Raw genomic sequence first — 26,179 nt, forward strand, 5'->3', positions numbered from 1 at the left:
GTCCTAAAAATCAATCCCTTTCCCAAACTCCTCAATCTCATCCGGCTCATCACTAAACAAAGTCACGTGTCCCATCTTACGGTTGTGCTTCGCTTCTATTTTACCATACATGTGGAGGTGAGCGCTTGGATTTTCTGTGACATATTTTTCAGCAGCCTCAACGTGTTGACCGAGAACGTTGAGCATGACTGCTGGTGTATGTAGTTTGATAGCTGGCAATGGTGCTCCCAGAACTCCCAGAATATGAGTGTCAAACTGGGAGAAGTCGCAGGCTTCAATCGAGTAGTGCCCAGAGTTATGTGGTCGTGGGGCAATCTCATTGACAATGATGTCATCAGCTGTCGCAAACATTTCCACGCAAAGGGTTCCAGACAAATTGAGTTGCTCAGCGATTCTCACTGCCATGGTTTTTGCTTTGGCTGCTAGACTTTCTGAAATGCGAGCTGGGACGATAGTCTTTGAAAGAATGTTGTTGCGGTGGATATTTTCCTGAACTGGGAAGACTGTCACATCCTTGCCATTTCCTGATACGATGACAGAAATCTCAAGGTCAAAATTGACGAATTCCTCTAAAACGCAGGCTGCTGAGTCAGCTAACGCATAGGCTTCTTCAAAGTCTGCTTCTGAGCGAATGACCTTTTGCCCATGCCCATCGTAACCACCTGTCGCAGTCTTGAGGACATAGTTTTTCGATAAATCGATATCTGCTAAGTCTTGGCTAGAAGTCACAACCTTGTAAGGTGCCACAGTGACTTTTGCCTTGTTTGAAAGGAAGTCCTTTTCAAAAATACGATTTTGCGAAATGCGGAGTAGGTCTGTCCCTTGAGGGAGCTGACCATCCTTGATAACAGTATCCAAACCGTCAGCATCGACATTTTCAAACTCATAGGTGAGGACATCGCAACGCTCAGTCAACTGACGGAGGGCATCCACATCACTATAAGGAGCCACAATGATTTCCGCCACGCGAGAGACCGGGCAATCCGTCGCAGGATCCAGCGCGATAACCTTGTGCCCCATGTAGATAGCAGAAATGGCCATCATCTGACCCAGCTGACCGCCACCGATAATTCCAATTGTTTTAGATGAGCTCATTTGTAGACTCCTCTGCGATTTTTCCTTGTTCTTCTGCAAAATCTGCCAAAGCCGTCGCGATAGCTTGATCCTCTACTGAAAGAAGACGGAGGGCGAAGAGGGCCGCATTTGTCGCACCGGCTTCACCGATAGCCATTGTCGCAACAGGTACCCCACCCGGCATCTGAACGATAGAATAGAGCGAGTCCACACCACTAAGGGCACGCGATTTGACTGGTACACCAATGACTGGAAGGGTTGTTTTGGCAGCTACCATTCCTGGCAAATGAGCTGCGCCTCCAGCACCTGCGATAATGACCTTGATGCCACGACTACGTGCTTCTTCGGCATGTCTGAACATGAGGTCTGGCGTACGGTGGGCAGAGACAACTTTCTTTTCATATGCTATACCGAAGCGGTCTAGGACTTCTGCTGTTTTTTGCATAGTTGCCCAGTCGGATTTTGAGCCCATGATAATGGAAATTACGGGTTTCATTTCTTCTCCTTTTTCCTCTTTTTCAACAATCACCTTAGGTTGTGAGGGACGGCAGCAGCCACCAAAGGTGTCTCATGCCTAAATCGGAAGCCCAAGGTCTTCCAATTTCCCTGAACGATTGGATTGTCATTCAATCGTTCTTTCACCACAGCGACCATTATCGTACTTGGCGACTTCGTCGCTTTTTCTTATATCTTTATCGAATAGCCTTGCTTCCGATATCTGTTCGGTAAAAGAGGCCTTCTGTTTTTTGTTGAGTGAGTTCTTGATAGATAATGTCTTGGGTTTCTTTGACGGTGTCGGCTGTGGTGACGAGCATATAGACACGGCCACCGTTTGAGAGCAGTGCTCTGCTATTTTCCGCAAACTTAGCCCCTGCATAGTAGGTGATGATGTCGCCAGCGGTTTTGGCTGGAAGCTTGACGCCCTTCTCATAAGCCAGTGGGTAACCGTTTGATGCGACAACCACACCCAGAGTCACACCCTTGTCCGTCCAAGTGATATTTGGCTCCTTGCCATCCAGAATATCGGTGATATTTTGGGCAAAATCAGAGGTTAATCGAGGTAGAATAATCTGAGTTTCAGGATCTCCAAAACGAGCGTTAAACTCGATAACCTTAGGTCCATCTGCTGTCAGGATAAGCCCTGCGTAAAGGACACCAAGATACGGACGACCTTCTTTAAACATCCCTTCGAGAACTGGCTTGACAATAGTCTCTACTGCTGTATCAATCACGCTCTGTGGTAAGTGGGGAACTGGCGCATAGGCACCCATACCGCCCGTGTTAGGGCCCTTGTCGCCATCATAGGCACGTTTGTGATCCTGAGCCGTTGGCATAACGTAGAACTTGTCCCCATTGACAAAGGCAAAGAGAGAGAATTCTTCTCCGTCGAGGAATTCCTCGATGACCACACGCGCACCTGAATTACCGAATTTATTGTCCAATAGCATCTCATGAGTGGCTTCGACCGCTTGCTCAACCGTCTCAGCAACGACGACACCCTTCCCAAGCGCCAAGCCATCCGCCTTGACAACGATAGGAGCCCCCTGCTTTTCGATATAGGCCTTGGCTTCCTCAAAGTCCGAGAATGTGCCATAGGTTGCTGTCGGAACGCCATATTTGACCATGATTTCCTTGGCAAAATCCTTAGACCACTCAAGTTCAGCCGCAGTCTTAGTCGGACCAAAAGCTTTGAGTCCTGCCGCATTGAAATCATCCACGATACCAGCAGCAAGGGCATCATCTGGACCGATAAAGGTCCAAGCAATATCGTTGGCCTTTGCGAAGTCAATCAATTTAGAATGTTCGGAAATAGAGATATTTACCAATTCCAAACCATCCAGAGTCATCCCATCATTCCCAGGAGCAACAAAAACCTTTTCTACCTCTTTTGACTCAAGCAACTTCTTAGCAATCGCATGTTCACGACCACCCGAACCGACAACTAACAGCTTCATTCCTCAACCTCTTTTGCGAATTATTTACTAATATTATACCACAAACGTTCGTTTTAATCTTATTTCACTCCGCATTTTTACGCAAAAAAGGAAAGAAACTGTTTTCTTCCCTTTAACATTCTCAATGTCTAAAATGTCTCACGTCTGTGAAGACCATAGTCAAGCCGTATTTGTCAGCAGCTTCGATGGATTCCTGATCACGGACCGATCCACCTGGCTGGATGATAGCCTTGATACCTGCTTTGGCGATTTCTTCCACATTATCCGCAAATGGGAAGAAGGCATCCGAAGCAAGCACAGCGCCGTCAAGACGGTCTTTAGCTTGGTCAATAGCGATGCGAACAGAAGCCACACGGTTAGTCTGACCTGGACCAACACCCAGTGTCATGTGATCGTTGGTTACAATGATTCCGTTTGATTTGACGTACTTGATAGCCTTCCAAGCGAACTCAAGAGCAGTTGCTTCTGTCTCAGTTGGTTGGCGTTTGGTCACCACTTGCCAGTCAGCTGGGCTTTCTTTGACCACATCTTGATTTTGAACAAGGAGCCCGCCAACCACACCTGTGTATTCTGCTTCCACTTCACTGGCCTCTTGAGCGTCAAATGGCAAGGCAAGGATACGCAAGTTTTTCTTTTTGTTGGTCAAAATGGTTAGCGCTTCATCCGTATAGCTTGGTGCGATGATGATTTCAAGGAAAATACCGTGCATCTTCTCAGCTGTCGCAGCATCCACCTCACGGTTAAGAACAACGATACCACCAAAGATAGACACTGGGTCAGACTCATAAGCGTAGTCCCAAGCAGTCTCGATGTCATCAGCCTGACCGATTCCACATGGGTTCATGTGTTTGAGAGCCACAACGGTTGGACGGTCTTTGAAGTCACGGATAATACGAATGGCAGCGTCAGCATCACGGATATTGTTGAAGGACAATTCCTTACCGTTAAGCTGTTTGGCTGAAGCAATGGAGTAATCTGTCGGCAAGGCTTTTTGGTAGAAATCAGCATCCTGTTGAGGATTTTCCCCATAGCGCATAGCTTGTTTGAGGTCATAGGTCAAGGTCAACTTTTCAGGCTTGCTTTCGCCGACCTGAGCTGTAAAATACTCTGCAATCAAGGCATCATAAGCCGCCGTGTGTCGGAAAACTTTTGCTGCTAAACGTTGACGCGTTTCGTAACTTGTTTCTCCATTTGCTACCAATTCGTCAAGAACCACAGCGTAGTCAGCTGGATCTACCGCAACCGTTACGCTAGCGTGGTTCTTCGCTGCTGAACGAAGCATAGATGGCCCACCAATATCGATATTCTCCACAGCATCAGCGTAAGTTACGTCTGGTTTGAGAATCGTTTCTTTAAAGGGATAGAGATTGACCACTACAAGGTCAATGAGCTCAATTTGATTATCTTTGGCCGCTTCCAGGTGACTATCCAAGTCACGACGAGCGAGGAGTCCCCCGTGGATATTTGGATGAAGGGTCTTGACACGACCGTCCATCATTTCTGGAAAACCGGTCACATCATCAATCGCAACAGTTTCTACCCCAGCATTGTCAAGGGCAACTTTGGTGCCACCTGTTGAGATGATGTCCCAACCAAGTTTTTTAAGTTCTTGGGCAAATTCAACAATGCCCGCTTTGTCTGAGACGCTGATTAAGGCGCGTTTAGTCATTATATTCTCCTTTTTAATCATTAGTTAAACACCGATTAAATGCAGTAACAGTAAAACAAAATAAGCAAAACCAAGGCTAAGCATACCTAAGATATTGACCCATTTTCTAGTCTGTGATTTGAACACTCTTATAAACATTTGATAAATCAGCAAGCCTACACAAACACCTAGCGTATTTAAAGCCAAATCCGTTATATCTGTTATACCTATTGCTAAAATATACTGTAAGCACTCAAACAATAAACTAATCAAGAAACCTGTCCCGACTATTTTTAAACTAGATAAATTAGTTTTTATCAGAGGGAAACAAACACCTAATGGAATAAAGGAAATCAGATTAAATAACATTTCAGCAAAAACAATTTTTCCATCTACTATTAGTGGTTCTGAAAATGGAATCCAATTGATATACCTTGGAGCTAAGAAAAATGCTATAAATTCAGGATTAGTTTCAAACTTAAATAAGATTCCCCAAGTTAATAACATCAGATAGACATAAAATACATATCGAGTTGTTTTTTTAGATTCTAACATTACAAATACCTCCGTTTGAAGCCGTCTTCAACAATCGCTGACTCCAATTTAAAATCAAAGATATCATATAAATCAACAAAAAGTCAATCTGTAAATAGAGCCTTCACTACTTCTGGATACAACTTGTACTCCGCTTCATGAATACGTTCTTCAAAGCTGGCTATGGTATCATCAGCTAACCGTGGCACACGGACTTGTTGGATAATCTTCCCAGTATCCACACCAGAATCTACCCAGTGAATGGTCACGCCAGACTGATCCACGTCAGCATTCCAAGCATCCTCAATCCCATGAGCTCCTGGAAATTCTGGCAGGTAGGCTGGATGAATGTTGATAATTCGGCCCTCATAAGCTGCTAATAAAGTCGGCCCTACGATTTTCATGTAGCCTGCTAGACAAACCAAGTCAATCTGATGTTCTTCCAAGAGTTCGACAAGGGCTGCTTCGTAGTCTGCCTTGCTCTCAAACTCCTTGAGTTCAAAAGCATAGGATAGAACTCCGAGCTTGTCTGCACGCTCGAGCACATAGGCGTCACGATGGTCTGAAAAGACAAACTCCACTGGAAACTCTTCGGCAATCACCTGAAAATTTGAGCCATTACCTGAGGCAAAAACCGCTATTTTTTTCATTTGATGATGACACTTTCGTTTTCTTTCTTGACGATACGACCAATTTCATAGACTGGTTCATTCAACAATTCCTTGACACGACTTACATTTTCAGGGCTGACTGCTAGCATAAGTCCCACACCCATATTGAAAATTTCAAACATTTCCTCATGCTTGATTTCACCGTATTTTTCAAGGGCTTTGAAAATTGGAAGCACTGGAACTTTGCTTTCATCAATCTCAGCAGCTAGGTCATCCGCAAACATACGAGGGACATTTTCGATAAAGCCACCACCAGTGATGTGGGCAATGCCGTTGACCAACTCTTCCTTGATGAGTGGCAAAACAGCCTTGACATAGATACGAGTCGGCTCAAGAAGAACGTCCTTGAGTTGCTTGCCTTCCAATTCTGGCAAGATTTCCTCACCTGTGTAATCCGCAAAGACACGACGAACAAGAGAGTAACCATTGGAGTGAATCCCACTTGAAGCAAGTCCGAGAAGAATATCTCCTTCTGCCACCTTTGAACCGTCAATGATTTGAGATTTTTCAGCCACACCGACCGCAAAACCAGCCAAGTCATAGTCATCTTCGCCGTACATGCCAGGCATTTCAGCCGTTTCCCCACCAATGAGGGCAGCGCCTGCCTGCACACAACCTTCTGCCACACCAGCAACTACTTGTTCTAGTTTAGCTGGTTCATTCTTGCCTGTCGCCACATAGTCGAGAAAATAGAGGGGCTCCGCACCCGCAGCAATGATGTCGTTGACACACATGGCCACACAGTCCTGACCAATGGTATCGTGCTTGTCGTACTTGATAGCCAGCATGAGCTTGGTTCCGACACCGTCAGTCCCTGAAATCAAGACGGGTTCTTTAACCCCTGTCTTTGAAAGGTCAAACATACCACCAAAGCCACCCAGAGTTCCCATGACACCTGCACGCTCCGTACGAGCCACGTGCTTTTTAATCCGTTCAACAACTTCATAACCCGCTTCAACATCCACACCCGACTGGGCATAAGCATTTTTATTTGTCATTTTATTTTTCCTTTTCTTTAATGGAGGATCTATTGTCTATTTGTAAAAACTGGTCTTTTCTTCCAAACTTCTACGATAGTCTTCTTCATAGTCGTAGAGAGGCGTTGGGTAGTCACCGTCAAAGTAAGCGACACAGAGACCACCATTTGGTGCATCTGTTTCAATCCCAATCGAATCAATCAAACCTTCAACAGAAAGATAGGTCAGGCTGTCAGCTCCAATGATTTGACGAGTTTCTTCAACCGTATGATTGGCCGCAATCAGTTCCTGACGAGTCTGGATATCAATCCCGTAGAAGCATGGATAAGCTAGCGCTGGGCTTCCAATAGCAACGTGAACCTCAGTCGCCCCTGCTTCCTTTAAAAGCTGGACGATACGACGAGAGGTCGTCCCACGTACAATAGAGTCATCAATCATAACCACACGCTTGCCTTTGACAACGCCAGAAACAGCAGACAGTTTCATCCGCACCCCTTGCTCCCGCAATTCTTGAGTCGGTTGGATAAAGGTACGTTGGGTGTATTGGTTCTTGATAAGACCCATTTCATTTGGCAAACCAGATTCTTCTGCAAATCCCATAGCCGCGCTGAGGGAAGAATTGGGTACACCAACTACAATATCCGCCTCATGCTTGAATTCACGCGCCAATTGGGCACCCATACGTTTCCGTGCCGTATGGACATTGACACCGTGGATATTAGAATCAGGGCGGGCAAAGTAGATATACTCCATAGAACAGATTGCTAGCTGAGTATCGTCTGTATAGCTATCATACTGGATGCCCTTGTCATCAATGATGACAATCTCACCTGGCTTCAAATCACGAATCCATTCTGCACCAATGACCTCAAAAGCACAAGTTTCAGAGGAAACGACTACTGCTCCATTAGCCATTTTCCCGATTGAAAGCGGTCGGAATCCATTGGGGTCAAGAGCCGCAATCAGCTTATCTTCAAACAGCAAGATATAAGCAAAGCCACCTTTGACAAGGCTGAGCGCTTCCTTGATTTTGCCCATCAGGCTAGGATTATGACTGCGACGAATGAGATGAGCCAAGATTTCCGAGTCCGAAGTCGCACTGAAAATCGCACCTCTTTCCTCCAATTCTTTCTTGAGAGAGGCAGCATTGGTCAGATTCCCATTATGAGCCAGACCAAACTGCATATCGTGAAAACGGAAGAGGAAGGGCTGGATGTTATCTACAGAAGCTTCGCCAGCAGTCGCATAACGTACATGTCCAATCGCACCAGTTCCTGTCAATTTATCCAAATTAGCAGGATTTCTGAATACTTCTGATAAAAGGCCCATGTCACGATGGCGCTTTAGTTTCCCTTGGTCATTAGAGAGGATTCCTGCCCCCTCCTGACCACGGTGCTGAAGACTATGGAGACCAAAATAGGTCAATTTAGCAGCATCTGGATGTCCCCAGATACCGAAAACACCACATTCTTCATTAAGAGATTTTACTTCGTATGTCATTTTATATACCTAATTTTTATTTGTGTAGCACCAAGAGCTAAATCTACATGACTTTTACATTACTGATACTATCTATTAGAAAATCTGCAAGTCTTATTTTCCAGTAAAGTATTTAACCGCTGACGCGAACAGGTGCTGGTCTTTATTTCCTGGGATATTTTGGAAAAGACCGTCTTCATAACGTTCTGAGTGTCCCATTTTACCAATGATTTGGCCGTTCTTGCTGGTAATTCCTTCGATGGCATGGATAGAACCATTCGGATTGTACTTAGAATCCATACTTGGTTTACCGTCAAAGTCAACGTATTGGCTAAAGATTTGACCATTGTCACGGAGCTCTGCGAATTCCTCAGCTGTCACGACAAACTTCCCTTCACCGTGCGAAACAGGAATGGCATGAATCTCACCAACTTCCACTCCAGCTAACCATGGTGAGTTGGTATTGGCAATCCGAGTTTCCACCATCTTAGCCACGTGTTGGTTGGCATCATTGTAGAAGAGGGTTGGGCTAGTACTTTTGGCATCTTCAAAGTTCCCGTATGGAAGAAGACCTGATTTGACCAAAGCCTGGAATCCATTACAGATACCAATAATCAAGCCACCACGGGCGATAAAGCTATCAATAGCCACACGGACTTTTTCATTGAGAAGGATGTTGACGATAAACTTAGCTGAACCATCTGGCTCGTCCGCAGCTGAGAAACCACCTGCAAAGAAGAGAATGTTAGCCTTGCCGATGTTGTCAACCATGGTTTCAACTGACTTGACAATGGCTTCTTCATTCAAGGTCACAAATGGCACCAAGTTGACCTCTGCACCTTCTTTCTCAAATGCCTTGGCTGAGTCATATTCCGAGTTGGTTCCTGGGAAGACTGGGATATAAACCACAGGTTTTTCAACCTTTTCTTTGGCTTTAATCACAACATCTGATGCAACAGATGGTACTTCAGCCAGTTCTTTGGCTTGAGCAAATTCTGTTGGGTAAACTTCTTCCAATTTTCCTTGGAAGGCACTGTCAAGTTTGTGTCCATCTAGCTTCACACCGTTGACAAGGAGTGTAAAGTCTGTACTTGTTTGTCCAATCTTCTCTACTCCAGCGATTTCTTCAGGAGATGTGAAGACAAATCCGCCCAATTGAGCTGTCAAAGATGTCTCAAGTTCAGGCAAGGTTACCTCTGCACCGATATGGTTCCCAAAGGTAGAAAGAGCCAAACTTTCAACCACACCGCCGTATTTGACAGCCGATGCAGATGTTACTTTGTGAGCCTTTTGAAGGGCTTCAAACTGAGTAAAGTTTTTCTTAATTAAGTCAAAATCAATCTCTGCAGCAAGGGCTTGACCTGGGATGTAGTAGATGTTTTCCCCAGCAGTTTTGAACTCAGGAGAAAGCACCTTACGGCTATCTGCTGTTGTCACACCAAAGGCTACCAAGGTTGGTGGCACTGTCAATTCTTCAAAGGTACCAGACATGGAGTCCTTACCACCGATAGATGGCAAACCAAGCTGAATTTGTGCTTCGATAGAGCCTAGGAGAGCTGCTACTGGCTGACCAAAACGCTCAGCTTGTTTATCCATACGCTCGAAATACTCTTGGTAAGAGAAACGAGCCTTAGACCAGTTGGCACCCACAGCCACCAAACGAGCAGTTGCTTCAATAACCGCATAAGCAGCACCGTGGTATGGAGACCATTCTGCAATATAAGGATTAAACCCTTGAGCCATGACAGACGCAGTATGAGTCACACCGTGTTGGACTGGCAATTTCTGTACAGATGCCTCAGTTGGTGTGAGTTGATAGCGACCACCAAGTGGGTGATTAACCGTTGAACGACCGACAGAACAGTCAAAGATGGTCTGCAAGCCTTTTTGACTCGCATGGTTCAAATCAGACAGGACCGCAAGGGTATCTGCTTCAAGTGTGTCAGCGCTTGTTGTACGCTCTTCTGGGAGTTTGACATCCTTGTCTACAACCTTGGCATCGACAACCACTCGTACACCATTGGTATCAAGGAAACGGCGTTCCAAGTCTACAATCGTTTCGCCATTCCAGTGCATGACAAGATTTGGTTTTTCCGTCACTGTTGCAACTACAACAGCATCAATATTTTCTTTGTTACATTCCGCAACGAAGGCATCTACGTCTTCAAGACGCACCACAACCGCCATCCGTTCTTGTGATTCAGAGATGGCAATTTCGGTACCATTCAAGCCCTGGTATTTAAGAGGCACCTTGTTAAGATCAATTTCAAGACCGTCTGCTAATTCACCGATAGCCACACAGACTCCACCAGCACCAAAGTCATTAGATTTCTTGATAAGACAAGTGACATTGCCATTACGGAAGAGGCGCTGAATCTTACGTTCTTCGATGGCATTCCCTTTTTGAACCTCAGCTCCAGCAGTTTCCACAGACTCAACCGTTTGAACCTTAGAAGAACCTGTCGCACCACCGACACCATCACGTCCAGTCTTACCTCCAAGGAGGATAATAACATCACCCGCTTCCGGTTTTTCACGGACAACATTGCCCTTAGGAGCCGCACCGACTACTGCACCTAACTCCATACGTTTAGCTACAAAACCTGGGTGGAAATATTCACGAACGTAGGTCGTCGCAAGCCCAATCTGGTTACCATATGAAGAATAACCATGAGCAGCTGTTTTAGAAATGACTTGTTGTGGCAGCTTACCAGCACGAGTTTCCGAAATCGGTGCTGTAATATCACCCGCACCTGAAATACGCATGGCTTGATAAACGTAGGAACGACCTGACAATGGGTCACGAATGGCTCCACCGATACAGGTAGCCGCGCCACCAAATGGCTCAATTTCCGTTGGGTGGTTGTGAGTTTCATTCTTGAACATTAGGAGCCATGGTTCTTTCACACCATCAACGTCCACTTCGATTTCAACTGAGCAAGCATTGATTTCGTCAGACACTTCCATATCGTCCAAACGTCCATTAGCACGCTCATAACGACCGAAAATAGTCGCCATATCCATCAAGGTTTGCGGTTTTTCAGAACGCCCCAACTCATCGCGCATAGCGATATATTTGTCATAGGTTGCCTGTAATTGTTTTTGGAATTTAGAAGCTGAGAAATCAATCTGCTTCAACTCAGTCTCAAACGTCGTGTGACGGCAGTGGTCAGACCAGTAAGTATCCAAAACCTTGAGTTCAGTCTCAGTTGGCACGCGCCCGATTGACTTAAAGTAGTCTTGGATAAAGAGCAAATCATCCACTTCCATAGCCATCCCTTGCTCGGCCTTGTAGCGAGCAAAGTCTTCTGCTGTATAGTTTTCAAAGAAAGCCAATTTAGGAATGGTCTTGTCTGACTCAGAAAATTCCTGCTTGGCAATCCCTGCCGTAATATCCTTGAAACGAGAATCAACTGGGTTGAGCAGATAGTTCTTGACCGCTTCCAACTCAGTCGCATCAATATCTTTATTGACCAAGTAAAGTTGAGCTGTATTGACCGTCACATCACTCGAACTTCCCAACAAAAGCAAGGCTTCTTGCGAAGAAGCTGCACGCTGGTCAAACTGCCCTGGCAGGCTTTCAATAGCAAAGAAAGCATAGTTGGCAAGATCCGCCTGCACAGCCGCTTCGTCCAAAACATGGTCTGTCACCTGCTCAGAGAAGATGTGTTTCTCTGCAGGTGCAAACAGGTCCTCTGCCAAGTCAAATACATCATACACTTGCACGATGCGAATACTTTTCAAGCTTGAAAGTCCCAAGTTGTGCTGGAGTTCTCTCACCAAACTCTCTGACTTGACCTGAAAATCAGCCTTTTTTTCAACAAAAATACGTTTATCCATCAATTCTTATTCCTTTATTTCAGCTCTTACAATGTTCCAACGACCTTGAGGTTGCTATTTCAACCCCTGCAACTTTTCCCAAACAATTTCGTAAACGTCGGTTAGTTCTCCCAATCCTCTACGGAGTGAAAAGGTCTGGGGGACCTTTTCAGCCTGAGTCCTTTTATTTGAGAGACGAAGGTTTTCCGTTGCAAACAGATTATTTCAAACCTTGCAACTTCTCCCAGACGATCTCGTAAACATCTGTTAGTTCTCCCAATCCTCTACGGAAAACATCCTTATCCATGTGGTTGCCATCCGCATCCCACAAACGGCAGTTATCTGGTGAAAATTCATCTGCTAAGATAATCTTACCATCCTTGTCAAAACCGAACTCTAGCTTAAAGTCAATCAACTTAAGCCCAATCTCAGCAAACCAGACCTTCAAAAGTTCATTGATTCGACGAGTTTCTTCCTTCAAGTAAGCGATTTGCTGGTAATCCGCAATCTGTAGGAATTTCACATGCTCATCATTGATGAATGGATCATCCAAATCATCATTTTTATAGTAAAATTCGACAATCGGAGTCTCAAATGCGATTCCTTCGTCTACACCAAAACGTTTTGAAAAGGAACCAGCCGTGTAGTTTCGGAGCACGACTTCCAAAGGAATAATCTTAACCTTTTTATTGAGTTGTTCCGTGTCTGAAAGCTTCTCCACAAAGTGAGTCGCCACACCAGCCGCATTTAATTTCTCAAAAATAAAAGATGAAATCTGATTATTCAATACTCCCTTGCCCGCAATCTGCTCCTTCTTGACACCATTGAAAGCAGTCGCCTGGTCCTTGTAAGTTGAAATAATAAGATTTTCATCCTCAGTTGTATAGATATCTTTAGCTTTTCCCGAATAGATCAATTGTTTTGACATTTTAAAGTTCGCCTTTCGTATTACTTGAGCACATTCTACCATAAAAAACCTAAAATTACAAGAATTTAAACGAATAAATAGTAGAGGTGTTTCAAAAATCATAAAGAAAAAAACTGCAAGAAGAAGCTTTCTCACAGTTTAAAAATTATTTAACTCTAAAAACACGAACATTACTCTTTGTTCAAAAATTGATCTAAATAATAACGTAGGTAACTTTTCTTGCCCGTAATCATCTGCAGGCGACCTTCCACCCCGTACCGAAGTTTTTCAGCCTGCTCAGAAGTTAGATTAGTCTCCGCCTCGATTTTAAAGAAATTCCCTTTTTCAGTCTTAGTAGCTGTCGCATCAATACTTGTAATAGTAGAATCTAGGAAAAGTTGATTCTTAGCATCATGAGTCGTCGTATAGCGAACAGAATCACCGACCTTGATCCTTGCTACATCTTTTGAGCTTAGGTAAGCTGTAAGTTTGGCTTTCCCTTCTTTTTCCAAAGACGGATAGAGTTGGGCTAGTAGAGTCCCCTCTGCTACCATGGTAGAATCACTGGTCTCAGGATTAAGGTGAAGCACCCCATCCTCACTCGCCGTAATTTTCCCCTTGTCTAAAAGATTTCCCTGAACCTTCTTACCTGACTCTGCCTCCAAGATTTTCTGGGCTAGAAGGGTCAATTCCTGACCAACCTTTGCCAAGTGTTGGGATTTGAGAGACTCCAATTGACTGCTTAAACCAGACGCATAGGCTTGCTGGGCACCCGAACCTGCATATTGGACACGGTAAGTAGCAAGACTGGATTCTAACTGAGAAAGCTGTGCTTCAACCTGCGCAATAGCCTGGGCCTTAGATTGCGAATTTTCCTCGCCCTGAGACTGGTAGGACTGGTAGAGAGAGTAGGCTAGATTCTGACTGGCCAAGGAAGCACCTGTTTCCATAGCTGACTTAGCTGTCTGGTAATCGCGAATTTTAGCCTCTGTTTGACTGATGAGGTTGCCGATTTCGACTTGGGTTTGGCTAGCTGCTGCATTCTGGGACGCGATGGTCTCATTTTGTTGCGATGTACTAGCCCTAAGACTGCCTGCTTGACTGATGTAGTCGCGAAAGGTGGCTTGGTAGCCAAACTTATCCTCCTCTGGAAAGTGGTTCTCCCCTTCTTGCAGGCTCTTTTGCAAATACTCCAATTGCTTTTTTTGATCCTTGAGCATGTCCAACTGACTGGCATAAGACTCCGCTTGGACACCTTCTGCCCCTTCTTGATATTGAACCAACAGTTCTCCCTTTTTAACCAGCTTATTTTCTTCCAAATGATTGACAAGAATACGATTGTTGCTAGTTGACTGGATATTTGAAAGGATACGACTAGGCTCAACAGTAGCTCTAGTAGACAAACTCATCTCCTTCTCTGCAAATGTTGCAAATCCAAGCAAAAACACGAGCAGAAGGGACATGGGTACAATCACCCGACTGGAAAAATTATGGTAACGACGATTATAAAACTCCGCACTTTCTAAAAATTCTGGTTTCATCCTCTCCTCTTTCTAGCTATTGACCAAATGGGCATAAAAGCCACCCTGTGCAAGCAAATCAGCATGCTTTCCTTCTTCAACAATCTTGCCCTGATCCAAGACAACAACCTTCTCTGTCCGCTCTGCAATGGTCAAGCGGTGGGCGATGAAAATCAAGGTCTTATCTAAAGCCATGAGATTATCCACAATCCGCTTCTCTGTCAAAATATCCAAACTGCTGGTCGCCTCATCCAAAATCAAGACCGGCGCATCTGTCAAGAGAGCACGCGCCAGAGCGATTCTCTGCCGTTGACCACCTGAAATCCCTGCCCCATCCGAAGTCAATTCTGTCTGGTAATTCAGTGGCATGCGCTCAATGTCCTCCCGAATCTCTGCCAATTCGACCGCCCGTAAGATATCCTCTTGAGTCGTCCCTTCCTTGGCCCCAAGGAGAAGATTCTCCAAAATCGTTCCGTTAAAGACATAAGGCTGTTGAGGCAGATAGTTGATATACTGACGCAGAGCCTTTTTATCAATCTGATTGAGATTGACATCACCCAGACTAATCTCTCCCTGACTTGGGTCGTAAAAATTAACCATCATTTTGGCCAAAGTCGTCTTACCTGATCCTGAAATCCCCACAAAAGCCACCTTAGAACCTTGGGGAATAGTCAAATTGATATCTGACAAGACGTCTCGACCATAACCATACTTGTAGTAAACCTGCTTGAAGTCCATATCTCCCTTCATCAAGCTCAAATCCTCAACTGTTTTCTTCTCCTCAAACTCAGAAGCTACCAGATAAACCTCATTCAGACGGTTATTGGCGACCTGCGCAGTCTGAAGTTTGGTTTGCAGATTGATGATATTTTCCAAAGGATTGGTAAAGTAAACAAGCAAGGTATTATAGGTAATCAACTGCCCCAAACTCATCTTGCCATCCATGACCAGAACAGCTCCCATCCAGAGAATGCCGACATTGAGCAAGAGATGGGCAACTTTTTTCAGAGCCTTTTGCTGACTCTCTGCCCGACTATAGGTAAAGGATTTTTTCAGATAATCTACAAATTCCTTGTCAATCTTTTGATAACGTTGACTTTCACTGGTCAAAGACTTGATAGTCTCAATACCGTTGATGTCCTCAATGATAGAAGAAGACAGAACCGCATTGGCTTCCATGGTATCCCGATTCATCTTTTCAAACGGCTTCATAAAGGCAAAGATAATCACTGTATAGATAGGAAGTGCCAATAAAGTCATGAAAAAGAGATTGGTATTTTGTGAAAATAAAACAAGGGAAATAATGACAACCGTTGACACATCTAGGAAAATCGAAAGAATGGTCGAAGCCAGCGCATCAATGATACTGTTAGCATCTGTAAAACGAGACACGATTTCCCCTGTCCTGCGTGTCGCAAAAAAGGACATAGGCAGGTGAAAAACATGCTTGATATAGGACAAAATCACATCAATCGATAAGCGTTGCCCCAAAACAAGTAAGAGATACTCCTGAGCGTAAGACAAGATCTGCTGAATAATATAAACAATCACCAGCCCAATAGAAATAATCCCAAGCGTCGAACGCATCTGATCTGGCACATAGGTATCAATGATAGACTGCAGATAATAAGAACCCACAATGTTAATCAAGGTTACCAAGAGTGTTGCCAAAACAATATTGGCAATCAAGCCACGCTGCTTCACTAATATAGGGATAAAAGAGAGCAGACCATTCTTTTGATCCTTATGAGGCTTGTAGTCTGGACTAGGTGCCATAAAAATAGTCACTCCTGTCCATTCTTCCGCAAAACGCTCACGTGGCAGTTTGGCCAATTTCACCCCAGGATCTGGGTCGGCAATATGAATGCTATCCTTATCCTGCCCAGTCACCACATAGTAGTGGAGCAATTTTCCTTCCTTAAGCACATGGGCAACAAAAGGAAAAGTCAGATCTGGCAAGTCAAAAAGCGTCATATCCGCCTTGATGGCCCGCGTCTCAAAACCAATCTCCTCTGCCACCTTGACCAAGCCCAAGGCCGTCGTCCCATCCATGGTCGTCTTAGCCAATTCTCGCAAGTGAGCCAAAGAATAATAGCTACCATAGTAGCCAAAAACCATGGCTAATGAAGCTACACCGCAGTCCATCTGATCCACCTGCGGACGATAGTGACGTTTCCCAAATTTCATATTCATCTCCTTTTCCTAAACTCATCTGATAACAACTATCTTACCCCAATCCCCAAACAAAAACTGGGCTTCCTCCCCAAATGCGCCTATCTCCCTCCCAACTGCACTTTTGGGATAAAAAATAAGTAGAACAAACGTCCTACCTAAAATATATATTTATTTCTTTTTCTTCCTAATTCTTTTGTCAATCATATATAAAATGATAATCGAAAACAGCGGTGGTACAATATAACTCTTTTCACTCATTGTCAGCTGAAATCCCAGAGTTGCTAGTATCTTAAAGATGAAAATATTCATTAAAAATAGAAAAACCAATACTAAAAAATATTTTAAAATCTTCTTCATTTCTTTTCTTCAACTTTCCAAATTTCTATACCTATTTTATCACATTTTATCAAAAATATATGTAAAACTCCAAATAAACACCTCAACTACACTTTTGGCAAAAATAGGCAGAACAAGCGTCCTACCTACTAAAAATATGGTATGAAAGGAAATTGATTTTTTACTGTCACCCTAGGCAAGCTTGGGACAAATAAATCATTGATAGTAAACTTTACGACATCCTATTTAAAGTTAATTCAATTTTTAATGTCCCTGCTATTTCTAAGCCACCTCTGGTATGATCTATTCATAGTCAGAATAGATAACACCGTTCTAAATTACGATTCATCGTTACTCCTTTTTTGATTCGTTGCTACAAGACTCCTATTTCCCCATAGATTGTCTACTACTTCAAATTTATCCATTCTTTTTTTCTTTACTTCTATATAAAAGAATGAATATCATCACAAATAATGCAATCGTTGGTATATTGAAACTATCAAGCCAAGTAGGTAAAGATACTTTATTCATATCAGCTACTAATCTGATGATGATATAAGACATTGAACTAAGTAATACCATAATTTCAGGCCAAACTTTCAGTATTGATTTAACAAATTTCATATTAAACTCCAATGTGATGCATTCTTAGATTCTACCCTAACCATTTTCAGCGGGGACTAACAAGTCATTCTCAACTGCTCACCCTACTTGCTTTTTATTGGCCTTATATCCTAGATAAAAGAACCCACATAAAACAGGGTAAATTTCTGGATAAAATAGGGTATTGATCGGATTTTTCAATATCAAATACGTTGCGATGTAGATTATGAGCGATACGATAAAATAACCCTCAGCAAAACCTAATAAAAATGTTTTCATAAGAAACTCCTAATTACCTGACAAAAATGGCGGAAAAACGCTACCATTCATATACACAAAATCCTTTTGATTCATGTTCTTCATTTATAGTTTTGATTATTTTTTGACAAATCTTTGCGAAAAATACCAAAATATCCTGCGAAAAGCAAACCAACCAAAGTCCATTGCCAATTAAAGGATACTAACGAACCTGTACGAATCACATGAAGCGCGACATTAAGAGTTATTCCCAACAAAGGAAATATCGTGGCTAGTTTAGGTAACAATGTATTGAGATTAAGGTTGCGATTATTCATTATCTAACGCCCACGACGAGCAAAGTCTGAACCAAATTTGTAACCAGCATTAAAAATTTGTACAGCAGCATTCAGTACTCCTGCAATCCCAACTGCTTCCGCAAGACCAAAACCACCTTTTGTTCCCACTAATTCATCGTCAGATAATTGATAAAATTGTTCTAAGTTCATATTCGTCACTACTCCTTTGTATTATATTTTATTGCTATGTAAATGATTAAAATGAGTATTGGATAAGTAAATACTTCTGAAATATCCATAAAATTTATACTATACTGTCCAGATAATATTTTATAGTCAATTAAAATTTGAACGATAGTAAAAATAATACGTAGCGATAACAATACCCCTAGTAATATCACTTCTTTTTTTAAAAACATAGAAATGCCTCTCTGACTATAATCAGATTATGGTCTATTCGCATAATACCCTAAAGCTGCTCCTCCAGCAAAAAGCGCTGCTGCTCCACCTGCTACTGCTGCACCTATCTTCCAGATAGACACTCCGGCGATTACAAGAGGCAATGCTCCCCCATCCACATCCATCAACTCTTCTTCTGTAAGAGCTACAAAGTTCTGTTCCATTTTGTCAAAATTTGTCATCTTTTTTCTCCTCTTGTTCTATTTTTTCTAAATCTTATCTTCTAAAAAATGGGGTTCCAATAAATATACCGCGTAACAATAGACCTGTAATTAGACCCCGTTGATAACTTTCCTTGCTACCACCCACCAGCAAAGCTAAGTCGCTCTCCTTTAATACTTCAATAGTATACTTATCATTCATTTCATTCATCTCTTATCCTCCTAAAAACCAAAACCTCTACGAAATCCAATGTACCAATCTGCAAGGGTCTTCACCCAACTTTCTCCACCTTGAATATCGGTCAATTCTTCCGAAGTTAGCTCAACAAATCCATAATAATGTTCTTTCATTATTTTATTCCTTCCTTTTTCCTCTTACTTATCTATTCGAAAAAAATTTCGAAAATGTACAACAAATTAAATTTATTTGAAAAATAATTTAGTAAACCACGGATAAAAAATTGGTAGATACATGAAGCAAGCTCCTTTCTTTTTCCTCTTACCTATTTATTCGAAAAACAATTCAAAAATGAACAACTAAATTAAATTTATTTAAAAAATAACTCAGTGAACCATGGGTAGAACATTGATATAAACATGAACTAGGCTCCTTCCTTTTTCCTCTTACTTATCTATTCGAAAAGGAAGTCAAAAAAATAAGAATATCAGAAAATTTTCCGACATTCTTATTGATAAATTTGTAAGTCTATTAAAACTATTCTACCTTGTAAAAAAATCCCTCGGTACTACCATTGATAAGTTGGTGTCCAAACCATAAGCGGTCTTGTGTAATATCAGATGAGTCGGTATAGCCATTATCTGCAGAAGAGGTGACAGACATGGTTATAGGGATTCCTGCTGGTAAAAAAGCAATAGCTGCACCAGCACCTCCATCTTTCGAAATAGAATTTGCCTTAAGATAGTGGTCAATTTCTTTAGCATATTCAATTGAAATCTTGGAATGATCACTTACTAAACCATTTTTGTCAAAGGTGAATTCAATACCTGTACGATTCCTCCAAGTGCCTGCGACACTAGAAAAATCTCCATTTTGAATTGCAGAAATATCCATCCCTTTACTTTCTGACGGAAGGGTTGTTTCTCCATTTATGAGACTTGTCACAGATTTCCAAGAGAAAGATCTTATGTCAAGGGAAGGTGGTTTTGTCCCCAGTCCCTCTTCTGTATCTGATTCAATGACTAGTTCTAACCGTGTTCCATCCTGATTCAACTTGTATAGTTTAAGTTGGATTTGATTAATAGATACTCGGGTAGATAATTGAAAATAACCCTTTTCTAAAGGATTAAAATGTACTCGCTCTCCAATAAAGTCCAGATTGTTTTCTGCATTGGTCAGTCGAATAACTTCACCATTTTTAAGAGTTCGAATATCTAATAAGTCGTAATAGTTAGAATACGTTTTTAGAGCAATCAAAAGTTCGTCCGTACCGTCTTGGTCTAAATCATACAAGCTATACTGTAATCCAGAATATTCGTTAGGATAAGTGTTTTTTAAGTTTGCTTTTGAATTGACCTCTGTAGGTGAAGCAGGAGAATCATCTAATACTTTGGCATATTCTTTAAGGACAGGATTATATAGGGTGTAATCAGGTTTCTTCTCTTCCGATGTAGAAGAAGTTGAACTAGTACTTGAAGCAATTGCTTCAGAACTTGCTGAGGAAGTGTTTTCACTCTGAACTTGGCAAGCAGTTAAAATAGGAACAGCTAAAATACTAATACTGAATAGAAATAATTTTTTCATATGTTTAATTTTACAATTTGAAATTGTTTTTATACCCATTCACCATTGTAATTGACACGATAGCCATCAGGTGTAGTTGTATTGATTGCGAGTGCACCAGAGCTATAGGCATAGTACCATTTGCCAGATACTTTCATCCAGCCTGTTTTCATAGCTCCTGAATCTTGAAGGTAGTACCAGCTACCGTTATCTTTGACCCAACCTGTCTTCATCGCACCTGAGCCGTCGAGATAGTACCACGTGCCGTTGTCTTTTACCCAGCCAGTTTGCATCCAACCAGAGTTATCAAAACGATACCAAACACCATTGATTTTTTCCCAGTCATTAGTTGTATAAGTGCCATCTTCGTGTTTATACCACCAGCGACCATTCGAATACATCCAAGTAGATTTAGACTGATGGGTCGTCATGGTTGTATCCGTGTTAGAATAGTTTCCAGATGACGAACTTGTAGAAGTTGACGAGCTAGATGAATTCGAACCTGATTGAGTTGTGGTGTTAGTATTTGAATTTGTTGAAGGATTTCCGATAGTCACCTCTTTTCTAACTTTAAAGACACGTTTTCTATTATCAACTGAGTGATCGTGCGGAGAGCCAGCTTCTCCAGACATCTCCAAGATGTATGTTCCGGCAGGAAACTGTCTGATATCGAAAACATCCCCTTTAAATTTATTACTATAAATTAAAGGCAAAAGAAATTGGTCGTTGACGTCATTAGTTAGACCACTAAAGATGACATCATTATTATGTTGGTAGACAATTTTTCCACTAGCCTTATCAATTAGAGTAACATTTCCTCTAGCTGCATTATCTCCTCCGTGTTGTAGTGGCTCTGAGAGTACACCTTCAAAATTAAATCCAAAATGATGAATTTCAACCTTTGTAATTGTTGCTTCTATTTGTTTTTCAGTACTCGTATTCGAGATAGTATTTGCTTGATTAGTCGATAAGACTTCTAGTTTGGTCACATAAGTGTAAAAAGGTGCCCCTTTCCCTACGTTTTCTCTAACATCGGCTGTTAGTTTGTAACGAACTCCATCTAATTCAAACTTCATGGTATAGATACCATAATCTGTTGCTTTAAAGACAATTGTTTTACCGTTAAATGTAGCAATGCCGTTGGATTCAAAACTTGCAAATTGCTTAGAGAATTCTTGTCTATAAGCATTATCTACCCAATCAACCGTTGTAAATTCACCATCAGAAAATGCTCCAAGTTGTGCTTTTCTTTTTTCTACAAGCGTCACATCTGTTGCGACTAAATCTGTATCACGATAACCAGGAGCAGGTTCTTCAACATAAGCATTAGCTGCAGGAGACCAGAACTTGACCATCGGGACGCCACTTGCTGCATTGACACTTGAAATTGTAGCTCCTGTTGCTAGGAGTGATAAAACTGCTGTAGTCGTTAAAACGATTTTTTTCATAATTTTTGTATTCCTTTTCTTTTTATCTATTTTTTATAATCTTATCCTAGACCCACTCACCGTTGTAATTGACACGGTAACCATCAGGGGTCGTCGTATTGATTGCGAGTGCACCAGAGCTATAGGCATAGTACCATTTACCAGATACCTTCATCCAGCCTGTTTTCATAGCACCTGAGCTATCAAGATAATACCAACTACCGTTATCTTTGAGCCAGCCAGTCTTCATAGCACCTGAACCGTCGAGGTAGTACCACGTGCCGTTGTCTTTTATCCAGCCAGTTTGCATCCAACCTGAACTATCGAAGTGATACCATATATTATCTAATTTTGCCCACTGATTGTAAGGGTAAGACCCATCAAGTTGCATAAACCACCAACGAGAGCCAGATTGTCGCCAAAAACCCATACCCCTACCAATATCTTGCATTTGAAAAAAGAAACCTGGTTTATTAGTCCCGTTAGACTTACCTTGTTTTGTTTTCTTACTAGTATGAGTTCCGATTGCCTTCAAGTCTTTGTCAAAAAGACTCGCCTTAGTCGCAAATGTTTGAATCTGAGAAGAATTTGCTTCTGTATATTGAATGGCCTTTCCATAACCACCAGCTAATTCTTCAGAGCCACCAGATGATGTTCCGAAACTTTGTGCAACGGTAATCCATCCATTTTGAGTGACAGGGTTTTCAAAGGCTGCCAAACCCATATAGGTCAATTCTGAATTGATTAAGGATTCGTAGTGTCCAGTTTGACCAGATACACTTGCCCCACTACGAGATTTGACGTAATCTGCTTTTTCGTCATACCATTGATTAATAGCTGTCATAAATCCATCATAGTTCCAAGCTAAGTTTTCGGCTAGTGAAAAATTCCCTGAAGGCCAGGCACTCCAAATATCTTTATTAGATAAACGTTTATGATGCCTAGTTACAGAGGCTTCTGCTGCCCGAACGAAGGCTGTTTTTTCTAGTGCAGTTGACCATTTGATAGGAACATAGCTAGTAACTAGACCTTCATCTGCTGCCTCTTTTCGAATGGCATTGATACGATCTAAGATAGCCTGTTTATCTGGCGTTAAGAAAGTCCCTTCAATCCCAACTAGAGTAGTACCAGAAGAAGTACTAGTGACCTCAGAGTTTAAGATATTGTAGGATTGACCATTGATTGCTTGAGTGGAAACCAGCCTATCATTAGCAGCTACTGATTGTGATGTAACAATTCCTACCCCAAGAAGTGATAGAGCTGAAATCGTTGCAAGTGTGAACTTTTTAGCTTTGGTGTCCATTTCGTGTCCCCCTATTTTTATTTATTGTAAAATAATCAGTTTGTCCTAAAATCTAGACTTTTTTGGACAAACTTGATAAAATGAAAGTGTAATAATAATTGGTCAAAATGCTGGATTTTAGAACCTTTTTTCTAACGAAAACGCTTCTAAAATAGACTGTATTTTCTGTCCAAAAAATCCTAGGTTTTTTGACAAGAACTATGAATTTTTTATCCAATTATGAAAGGTGCTTTTTGATACTCCTAAGATGTCTGCACCTTCTCGTAAGGTTATTTCTTTTTTCTTATATTGAGCTATCACATCAGGGAGATTATTCGGGACAATCAATTTTGGTCTACCGAATTTCTTCCCTTTTTTCTGTGCTTCCCGTATTCCTTCCATTTGTCTTTGTTTGATTTGTTCTCTTTCAAACTGTGCAACGTAAGATAGGACTTGTAAAACGATATCGGAGATTAGTTTTCCTGTGATATTATCATTGCTATTCTTTGTATTTAATAAGGGGAAATCTAAAACAGTTATATTTACTTTCTTTTTCTTAGTAATTGCTTGCCATTGTTCTAAAATTTCATCATAGTTTCTTCCCAACCTATCAATTGATTTAATAACCAATTCATCATTCTCTTTCAAGGTAGCTAATAATTTTTGATATTCCATTCTGTCAAAATCTTTTCCTGAAACGTAATCAATAAAAATATTTTCTTTTGATAATTTGTTTTCTACTAAGGCTGAAAATTGCCTATCAATATTTTGTTCTTTTGTAGATACTCGAACATAACCGTAACGCATAAAAACTCTCCTTTTTACATTTATTGTAAAATATAAAAGAGGGCGAAATGCCCTCAAAGAGTAGTGTATTCAATTTCTATCAATTATACATTAGTTCAAACTGGTTCATCAAGACTTAAAAGTATGTAAAAAATCACAAACTAAGACCTTCTTCATTCCTTTTCTTCAACTTTCCTAATTTCTATGCCTATTTTTTATCAAAAATACATGTAAAACTCCAAATGATGCAAATAGACACTTCAACTGTACTTTTTAGCAAAAAAAATAGGCAGAACAAGCGTCCTACCTACTAAAAATATGCTATTGAAAGGAAAATGATTTTTTACTGACACCCTAGGCAAGCTTGGAACAAATAAATCATTGATAGTAACATTTGTGACATCCTATTTAAAGTTACTTCAATTTCTAATGTCCCTACTATTTCTAAGCCACCTCTGGTATGGTCTATTCCTAGTCAGAATAGATAACACCGTTCTAAATTACGATTCATAGTTACTCCTTTTTTTGATTCGTTACTACAAGACTCCTATTTACCTGATAAGAGGAGAGATGGTCCTCTTTACATGTGCAAGATAATTTTGAATCAGATTCATCATTTATCGTTTTGATTATTTTTTGACAAATTTTTCTGTTTTCTTCTCCGAAGACTTTAAAAATTTTTTTCTAATTAAATCATCCATATAGGGACCAAATATACCAACTACTAAACCAATAATAAAACTTTTAAAATCCATAATTACCACCAACATGTCGCTGCATATGCCACACCTCCAAGTATAGCTCCTCCCGCAGCACCAGTTGCTGCACCTTGCCATGTTCCTGTTTTAATTCCTAGCTGAAGACCTCGTGCTGCTCCTCCTCCAACACCTGCTTTGGCAAAATCTCCCCAATTGCATCCGCCACCTTCAAGGCAAGCAAGCATCTCAGTATCCATAATTTCAAATTGTGACATCGTTTTTGTATTCATAACGAATACCTCCTTTTTTATTTTTAATGCTTGTCTTGTTGCAAACTTGACAAGTTTGGTATAGCAGTATTTATTAAATTTTTTCATCCAAATCTTGAATTACTGAAATAATCATTCCCTGTATTCCTCTTATTTATCTATTCGAAAACGAATTCAAAAATATAATATATATCAATTTTAATAAACTATATTAATAAAATGCATTGTAAACATTTCGCCCAAATGATCTACCAGCATTATAGATACCACCGAAAAATCTTCCCGTACTATCAATCACTTTATGGACATCGATGTTAATATTACCTCTCCATGACACTCGACCGCCCTCTACTGTTGCCAAATCTTTTTCTGTAAGACTTGTAAATTTTTCTTCAATTTTTATCATATTCATTATGTCTGTTCCTCTTTATCTATAATTTTTTATTAAAACAAATAATTGTAAATTGTTTCGCCAAACTTCTGCCCCGCCCAATAAACCGGTCCTAAAAGTAATGTCCCTAAAGCATAAATCCCAACTACTCCAACTGTGAAAATGAATACTTTTACAGGAATTGACTGCAAACTGTAAAAATTCTCTACCCTAGTAATCCAACTTTCTATTATGCGTTCCATTAGCGCTCATCCTTTCCTGTTAACGTCCACGACGCTTAGCATGTGCTCCTGAAGCACCATCTACAGCACCCAATAAAAAAGTTCCTGCAATTGCGACTCCTCCAACTACTACTAGACCAAACAACAAGCCTCCTTCTACATCGGCCAATTCCTCATGACTCATTACATGAAAGCTATTTTCCATATTTTTAATTTGTTCCATCTTATTCTCCTTTTTTGATTATTAACGATTGAAAAAGGTAGTTATTTGTATTTCCTTTTTCATATATTCTGTTCATTGTTGTAGGTAAGCTTCACTCTCTAAATATTATCTTAGAATCCAAATAATGCACGACGTAAAATGAACCCCACCATTAAACCATGTTGATAACTTTCCTTGCTACCACCCACCAGCAAAGCTAAGTCGCTCTCCTTTAATACTTCAATAGTATACTTATCATTCATTTCATTCATCTCTTATCCTCCTAAAAACCAAAACCTCTACGAAAT

31 protein-coding genes are annotated in these 26,179 nt (G+C 41.2%); all 31 read right to left on the minus strand.

Translation table 11 applies throughout. From position 1 onward, the window contains the following. Nucleotides 1–3 precede the first annotated feature (3 nt). On the minus strand, nucleotides 4–1,095 hold the full coding sequence (gene purK / locus HWX15_RS07465; protein WP_175880710.1) for a 5-(carboxyamino)imidazole ribonucleotide synthase: 1,092 nt from the start codon (nucleotides 1,093–1,095) through the stop codon (nucleotides 4–6). After that, complete coding sequence (gene purE / locus HWX15_RS07470) at nucleotides 1,082–1,570, minus strand: 5-(carboxyamino)imidazole ribonucleotide mutase (protein ID WP_000805595.1); 489 nt, start codon at nucleotides 1,568–1,570, stop codon at nucleotides 1,082–1,084. The genes purK and purE overlap by 14 nt, the downstream gene beginning before the upstream one ends. Nucleotides 1,571–1,599: 29 nt before the next feature. Then, nucleotides 1,600–1,716 (minus strand): phosphoribosylaminoimidazole carboxylase, encoded by a 117-nt coding sequence (locus HWX15_RS10005; RefSeq protein ID WP_078156178.1) that lies wholly within the window; start codon nucleotides 1,714–1,716, stop codon nucleotides 1,600–1,602. Nucleotides 1,717–1,766: 50 nt separating this feature from the next. Next, nucleotides 1,767–3,029, minus strand: coding sequence for a phosphoribosylamine--glycine ligase (gene purD / locus HWX15_RS07475; protein ID WP_175880711.1), 1,263 nt, complete (start codon nucleotides 3,027–3,029; stop codon nucleotides 1,767–1,769). Between the two features lie 121 nt (nucleotides 3,030–3,150). Continuing rightward, nucleotides 3,151–4,698, minus strand: a complete 1,548-nt coding sequence (gene purH, locus HWX15_RS07480) for a bifunctional phosphoribosylaminoimidazolecarboxamide formyltransferase/IMP cyclohydrolase (RefSeq protein ID WP_175880712.1) — start codon at nucleotides 4,696–4,698, stop codon at nucleotides 3,151–3,153. A 24-nt stretch (nucleotides 4,699–4,722) separates the two neighbouring features. After that, entirely contained in the window at nucleotides 4,723–5,232 is a 510-nt protein-coding gene (locus HWX15_RS07485) for a VanZ family protein (protein ID WP_175880713.1), read from the minus strand. An 83-nt stretch (nucleotides 5,233–5,315) separates the two neighbouring features. Next, nucleotides 5,316–5,861, minus strand: coding sequence for a phosphoribosylglycinamide formyltransferase (gene purN / locus HWX15_RS07490; RefSeq protein ID WP_175880714.1), 546 nt, complete (start codon nucleotides 5,859–5,861; stop codon nucleotides 5,316–5,318). After that, on the minus strand, nucleotides 5,858–6,880 hold the full coding sequence (gene purM, locus HWX15_RS07495) for a phosphoribosylformylglycinamidine cyclo-ligase (RefSeq protein ID WP_175880715.1): 1,023 nt from the start codon (nucleotides 6,878–6,880) through the stop codon (nucleotides 5,858–5,860). The genes purN and purM overlap by 4 nt, the downstream gene beginning before the upstream one ends. A 36-nt stretch (nucleotides 6,881–6,916) precedes the next feature. Beyond that, nucleotides 6,917–8,359, minus strand: a complete 1,443-nt coding sequence (gene purF, locus HWX15_RS07500; protein WP_175880716.1) for an amidophosphoribosyltransferase — start codon at nucleotides 8,357–8,359, stop codon at nucleotides 6,917–6,919. A 93-nt stretch (nucleotides 8,360–8,452) separates the two neighbouring features. Continuing rightward, entirely contained in the window at nucleotides 8,453–12,178 is a 3,726-nt protein-coding gene (locus HWX15_RS07505) for a phosphoribosylformylglycinamidine synthase (protein WP_175880717.1), read from the minus strand. Nucleotides 12,179–12,232: 54 nt separating this feature from the next. Then, entirely contained in the window at nucleotides 12,233–12,376 is a 144-nt protein-coding gene (locus HWX15_RS10260; protein WP_134990285.1) for a phosphoribosylaminoimidazolesuccinocarboxamide synthase, read from the minus strand. 1 nt (nucleotide 12,377) lies between these two features. After that, the gene (purC, locus tag HWX15_RS07510) at nucleotides 12,378–13,085 is read right to left on the minus strand and encodes a phosphoribosylaminoimidazolesuccinocarboxamide synthase (protein WP_061439950.1); all 708 of its coding nucleotides are present in this window, start codon (nucleotides 13,083–13,085) and stop codon (nucleotides 12,378–12,380) included. Between the two features lie 170 nt (nucleotides 13,086–13,255). Continuing rightward, nucleotides 13,256–14,605: a competence pheromone export protein ComB gene (gene comB / locus HWX15_RS07515; RefSeq protein WP_175880718.1), complete on the minus strand. Its 1,350-nt coding sequence runs from the start codon at nucleotides 14,603–14,605 to the stop codon at nucleotides 13,256–13,258. Nucleotides 14,606–14,617: 12 nt separating this feature from the next. Beyond that, complete coding sequence (gene comA / locus HWX15_RS07520) at nucleotides 14,618–16,771, minus strand: peptide cleavage/export ABC transporter ComA (RefSeq protein ID WP_175880719.1); 2,154 nt, start codon at nucleotides 16,769–16,771, stop codon at nucleotides 14,618–14,620. Between the two features lie 156 nt (nucleotides 16,772–16,927). After that, nucleotides 16,928–17,116 (minus strand): hypothetical protein, encoded by a 189-nt coding sequence (locus HWX15_RS10010; protein ID WP_254867359.1) that lies wholly within the window; start codon nucleotides 17,114–17,116, stop codon nucleotides 16,928–16,930. Between the two features lie 396 nt (nucleotides 17,117–17,512). Continuing rightward, nucleotides 17,513–17,719: a bacteriocin immunity protein gene (locus HWX15_RS07525; protein WP_175880720.1), complete on the minus strand. Its 207-nt coding sequence runs from the start codon at nucleotides 17,717–17,719 to the stop codon at nucleotides 17,513–17,515. Between the two features lie 78 nt (nucleotides 17,720–17,797). After that, entirely contained in the window at nucleotides 17,798–17,977 is a 180-nt protein-coding gene (locus HWX15_RS07530) for a hypothetical protein (RefSeq protein WP_175880721.1), read from the minus strand. Nucleotides 17,978–18,057: 80 nt separating this feature from the next. Then, on the minus strand, nucleotides 18,058–18,273 hold the full coding sequence (locus HWX15_RS10265) for a hypothetical protein (RefSeq protein ID WP_009014477.1): 216 nt from the start codon (nucleotides 18,271–18,273) through the stop codon (nucleotides 18,058–18,060). A gap of 3 nt (nucleotides 18,274–18,276) precedes the next feature. Beyond that, the gene (locus tag HWX15_RS07535) at nucleotides 18,277–18,444 is read right to left on the minus strand and encodes a class IIb bacteriocin, lactobin A/cerein 7B family (protein ID WP_001047582.1); all 168 of its coding nucleotides are present in this window, start codon (nucleotides 18,442–18,444) and stop codon (nucleotides 18,277–18,279) included. 236 nt (nucleotides 18,445–18,680) lie between these two features. Continuing rightward, nucleotides 18,681–18,875: a class IIb bacteriocin, lactobin A/cerein 7B family gene (locus HWX15_RS07540; protein WP_000180815.1), complete on the minus strand. Its 195-nt coding sequence runs from the start codon at nucleotides 18,873–18,875 to the stop codon at nucleotides 18,681–18,683. A gap of 34 nt (nucleotides 18,876–18,909) precedes the next feature. Next, nucleotides 18,910–19,065 carry a hypothetical protein gene (locus HWX15_RS07545; protein WP_001004584.1) on the minus strand — a complete coding sequence of 52 codons (156 nt, stop codon included), beginning with the start codon at nucleotides 19,063–19,065 and terminating at the stop codon, nucleotides 18,910–18,912. 11 nt (nucleotides 19,066–19,076) lie between these two features. Continuing rightward, on the minus strand, nucleotides 19,077–19,205 hold the full coding sequence (locus HWX15_RS07550) for a smi_0059.1 family bacteriocin-like peptide (RefSeq protein ID WP_000658224.1): 129 nt from the start codon (nucleotides 19,203–19,205) through the stop codon (nucleotides 19,077–19,079). A 364-nt stretch (nucleotides 19,206–19,569) separates the two neighbouring features. After that, nucleotides 19,570–20,616, minus strand: coding sequence for a DUF6287 domain-containing protein (locus tag HWX15_RS07555; RefSeq protein ID WP_175880722.1), 1,047 nt, complete (start codon nucleotides 20,614–20,616; stop codon nucleotides 19,570–19,572). A 29-nt stretch (nucleotides 20,617–20,645) separates the two neighbouring features. After that, nucleotides 20,646–22,043, minus strand: coding sequence for an N-acetylmuramoyl-L-alanine amidase family protein (locus tag HWX15_RS07560; protein ID WP_175880723.1), 1,398 nt, complete (start codon nucleotides 22,041–22,043; stop codon nucleotides 20,646–20,648). Nucleotides 22,044–22,089: 46 nt separating this feature from the next. After that, a complete protein-coding gene (locus tag HWX15_RS07565; RefSeq protein ID WP_173213961.1) occupies nucleotides 22,090–23,325 on the minus strand; it encodes an N-acetylmuramoyl-L-alanine amidase family protein in 1,236 nt (411 codons plus the stop codon). Nucleotides 23,326–23,523: 198 nt separating this feature from the next. Further along, a complete protein-coding gene (locus tag HWX15_RS07570; RefSeq protein WP_175880724.1) occupies nucleotides 23,524–24,111 on the minus strand; it encodes a recombinase family protein in 588 nt (195 codons plus the stop codon). Nucleotides 24,112–24,719: 608 nt separating this feature from the next. Continuing rightward, nucleotides 24,720–24,845 carry a PncF family bacteriocin immunity protein gene (locus HWX15_RS10195; RefSeq protein ID WP_007284823.1) on the minus strand — a complete coding sequence of 42 codons (126 nt, stop codon included), beginning with the start codon at nucleotides 24,843–24,845 and terminating at the stop codon, nucleotides 24,720–24,722. 2 nt (nucleotides 24,846–24,847) lie between these two features. After that, complete coding sequence (blpU, locus tag HWX15_RS07575) at nucleotides 24,848–25,078, minus strand: bacteriocin-like peptide BlpU (protein WP_049512844.1); 231 nt, start codon at nucleotides 25,076–25,078, stop codon at nucleotides 24,848–24,850. 190 nt (nucleotides 25,079–25,268) lie between these two features. Continuing rightward, nucleotides 25,269–25,469, minus strand: a complete 201-nt coding sequence (locus tag HWX15_RS07580) for an SPPN_00645 family bacteriocin-like peptide (protein WP_001055966.1) — start codon at nucleotides 25,467–25,469, stop codon at nucleotides 25,269–25,271. A 240-nt stretch (nucleotides 25,470–25,709) separates the two neighbouring features. Beyond that, the gene (locus tag HWX15_RS07585; protein WP_061439961.1) at nucleotides 25,710–25,892 is read right to left on the minus strand and encodes a class IIb bacteriocin, lactobin A/cerein 7B family; all 183 of its coding nucleotides are present in this window, start codon (nucleotides 25,890–25,892) and stop codon (nucleotides 25,710–25,712) included. A 110-nt stretch (nucleotides 25,893–26,002) separates the two neighbouring features. Then, complete coding sequence (locus tag HWX15_RS07590; RefSeq protein WP_167747512.1) at nucleotides 26,003–26,143, minus strand: hypothetical protein; 141 nt, start codon at nucleotides 26,141–26,143, stop codon at nucleotides 26,003–26,005. Nucleotides 26,144–26,179: the final 36 nt, after the last annotated feature.

Origin of the sequence: Streptococcus thalassemiae, assembly GCF_903645285.1 — a bacterium.
In the GTDB taxonomy this organism is placed as follows: domain Bacteria; phylum Bacillota; class Bacilli; order Lactobacillales; family Streptococcaceae; genus Streptococcus; species Streptococcus thalassemiae.

Coding starts and splice junctions, on each gene's coding strand:
- purK (WP_175880710.1), bottom strand. CDS start 1,095: ATGAGCTCATCTAAAACAATTGGAATTATCGGTGGCGGTCAGCTGGGT.
- purE (WP_000805595.1), bottom strand. CDS start 1,570: ATGAAACCCGTAATTTCCATTATCATGGGCTCAAAATCCGACTGGGCA.
- purD (WP_175880711.1), bottom strand. CDS start 3,029: ATGAAGCTGTTAGTTGTCGGTTCGGGTGGTCGTGAACATGCGATTGCT.
- purH (WP_175880712.1), bottom strand. CDS start 4,698: ATGACTAAACGCGCCTTAATCAGCGTCTCAGACAAAGCGGGCATTGTT.
- HWX15_RS07485 (WP_175880713.1), bottom strand. CDS start 5,232: ATGTTAGAATCTAAAAAAACAACTCGATATGTATTTTATGTCTATCTG.
- purN (WP_175880714.1), bottom strand. CDS start 5,861: ATGAAAAAAATAGCGGTTTTTGCCTCAGGTAATGGCTCAAATTTTCAG.
- purM (WP_175880715.1), bottom strand. CDS start 6,880: ATGACAAATAAAAATGCTTATGCCCAGTCGGGTGTGGATGTTGAAGCG.
- purF (WP_175880716.1), bottom strand. CDS start 8,359: ATGACATACGAAGTAAAATCTCTTAATGAAGAATGTGGTGTTTTCGGT.
- HWX15_RS07505 (WP_175880717.1), bottom strand. CDS start 12,178: ATGGATAAACGTATTTTTGTTGAAAAAAAGGCTGATTTTCAGGTCAAG.
- purC (WP_061439950.1), bottom strand. CDS start 13,085: ATGTCAAAACAATTGATCTATTCGGGAAAAGCTAAAGATATCTATACA.
- comB (WP_175880718.1), bottom strand. CDS start 14,605: ATGAAACCAGAATTTTTAGAAAGTGCGGAGTTTTATAATCGTCGTTAC.
- comA (WP_175880719.1), bottom strand. CDS start 16,771: ATGAAATTTGGGAAACGTCACTATCGTCCGCAGGTGGATCAGATGGAC.
- HWX15_RS10010 (WP_254867359.1), bottom strand. CDS start 17,116: ATGAAGAAGATTTTAAAATATTTTTTAGTATTGGTTTTTCTATTTTTA.
- HWX15_RS07525 (WP_175880720.1), bottom strand. CDS start 17,719: ATGAAATTTGTTAAATCAATACTGAAAGTTTGGCCTGAAATTATGGTA.
- HWX15_RS07530 (WP_175880721.1), bottom strand. CDS start 17,977: ATGAAAACATTTTTATTAGGTTTTGCTGAGGGTTATTTTATCGTATCG.
- HWX15_RS10265 (WP_009014477.1), bottom strand. CDS start 18,273: ATGAATAATCGCAACCTTAATCTCAATACATTGTTACCTAAACTAGCC.
- HWX15_RS07535 (WP_001047582.1), bottom strand. CDS start 18,444: ATGAACTTAGAACAATTTTATCAATTATCTGACGATGAATTAGTGGGA.
- HWX15_RS07540 (WP_000180815.1), bottom strand. CDS start 18,875: ATGACAAATTTTGACAAAATGGAACAGAACTTTGTAGCTCTTACAGAA.
- HWX15_RS07545 (WP_001004584.1), bottom strand. CDS start 19,065: ATGAATGAAATGAATGATAAGTATACTATTGAAGTATTAAAGGAGAGC.
- HWX15_RS07550 (WP_000658224.1), bottom strand. CDS start 19,205: ATGAAAGAACATTATTATGGATTTGTTGAGCTAACTTCGGAAGAATTG.
- HWX15_RS07555 (WP_175880722.1), bottom strand. CDS start 20,616: ATGAAAAAATTATTTCTATTCAGTATTAGTATTTTAGCTGTTCCTATT.
- HWX15_RS07560 (WP_175880723.1), bottom strand. CDS start 22,043: ATGAAAAAAATCGTTTTAACGACTACAGCAGTTTTATCACTCCTAGCA.
- HWX15_RS07565 (WP_173213961.1), bottom strand. CDS start 23,325: ATGGACACCAAAGCTAAAAAGTTCACACTTGCAACGATTTCAGCTCTA.
- HWX15_RS07570 (WP_175880724.1), bottom strand. CDS start 24,111: ATGCGTTACGGTTATGTTCGAGTATCTACAAAAGAACAAAATATTGAT.
- HWX15_RS10195 (WP_007284823.1), bottom strand. CDS start 24,845: ATGGATTTTAAAAGTTTTATTATTGGTTTAGTAGTTGGTATATTTGGT.
- blpU (WP_049512844.1), bottom strand. CDS start 25,078: ATGAATACAAAAACGATGTCACAATTTGAAATTATGGATACTGAGATG.
- HWX15_RS07580 (WP_001055966.1), bottom strand. CDS start 25,469: ATGAATATGATAAAAATTGAAGAAAAATTTACAAGTCTTACAGAAAAA.
- HWX15_RS07585 (WP_061439961.1), bottom strand. CDS start 25,892: ATGGAACAAATTAAAAATATGGAAAATAGCTTTCATGTAATGAGTCAT.
- HWX15_RS07590 (WP_167747512.1), bottom strand. CDS start 26,143: ATGAATGAAATGAATGATAAGTATACTATTGAAGTATTAAAGGAGAGC.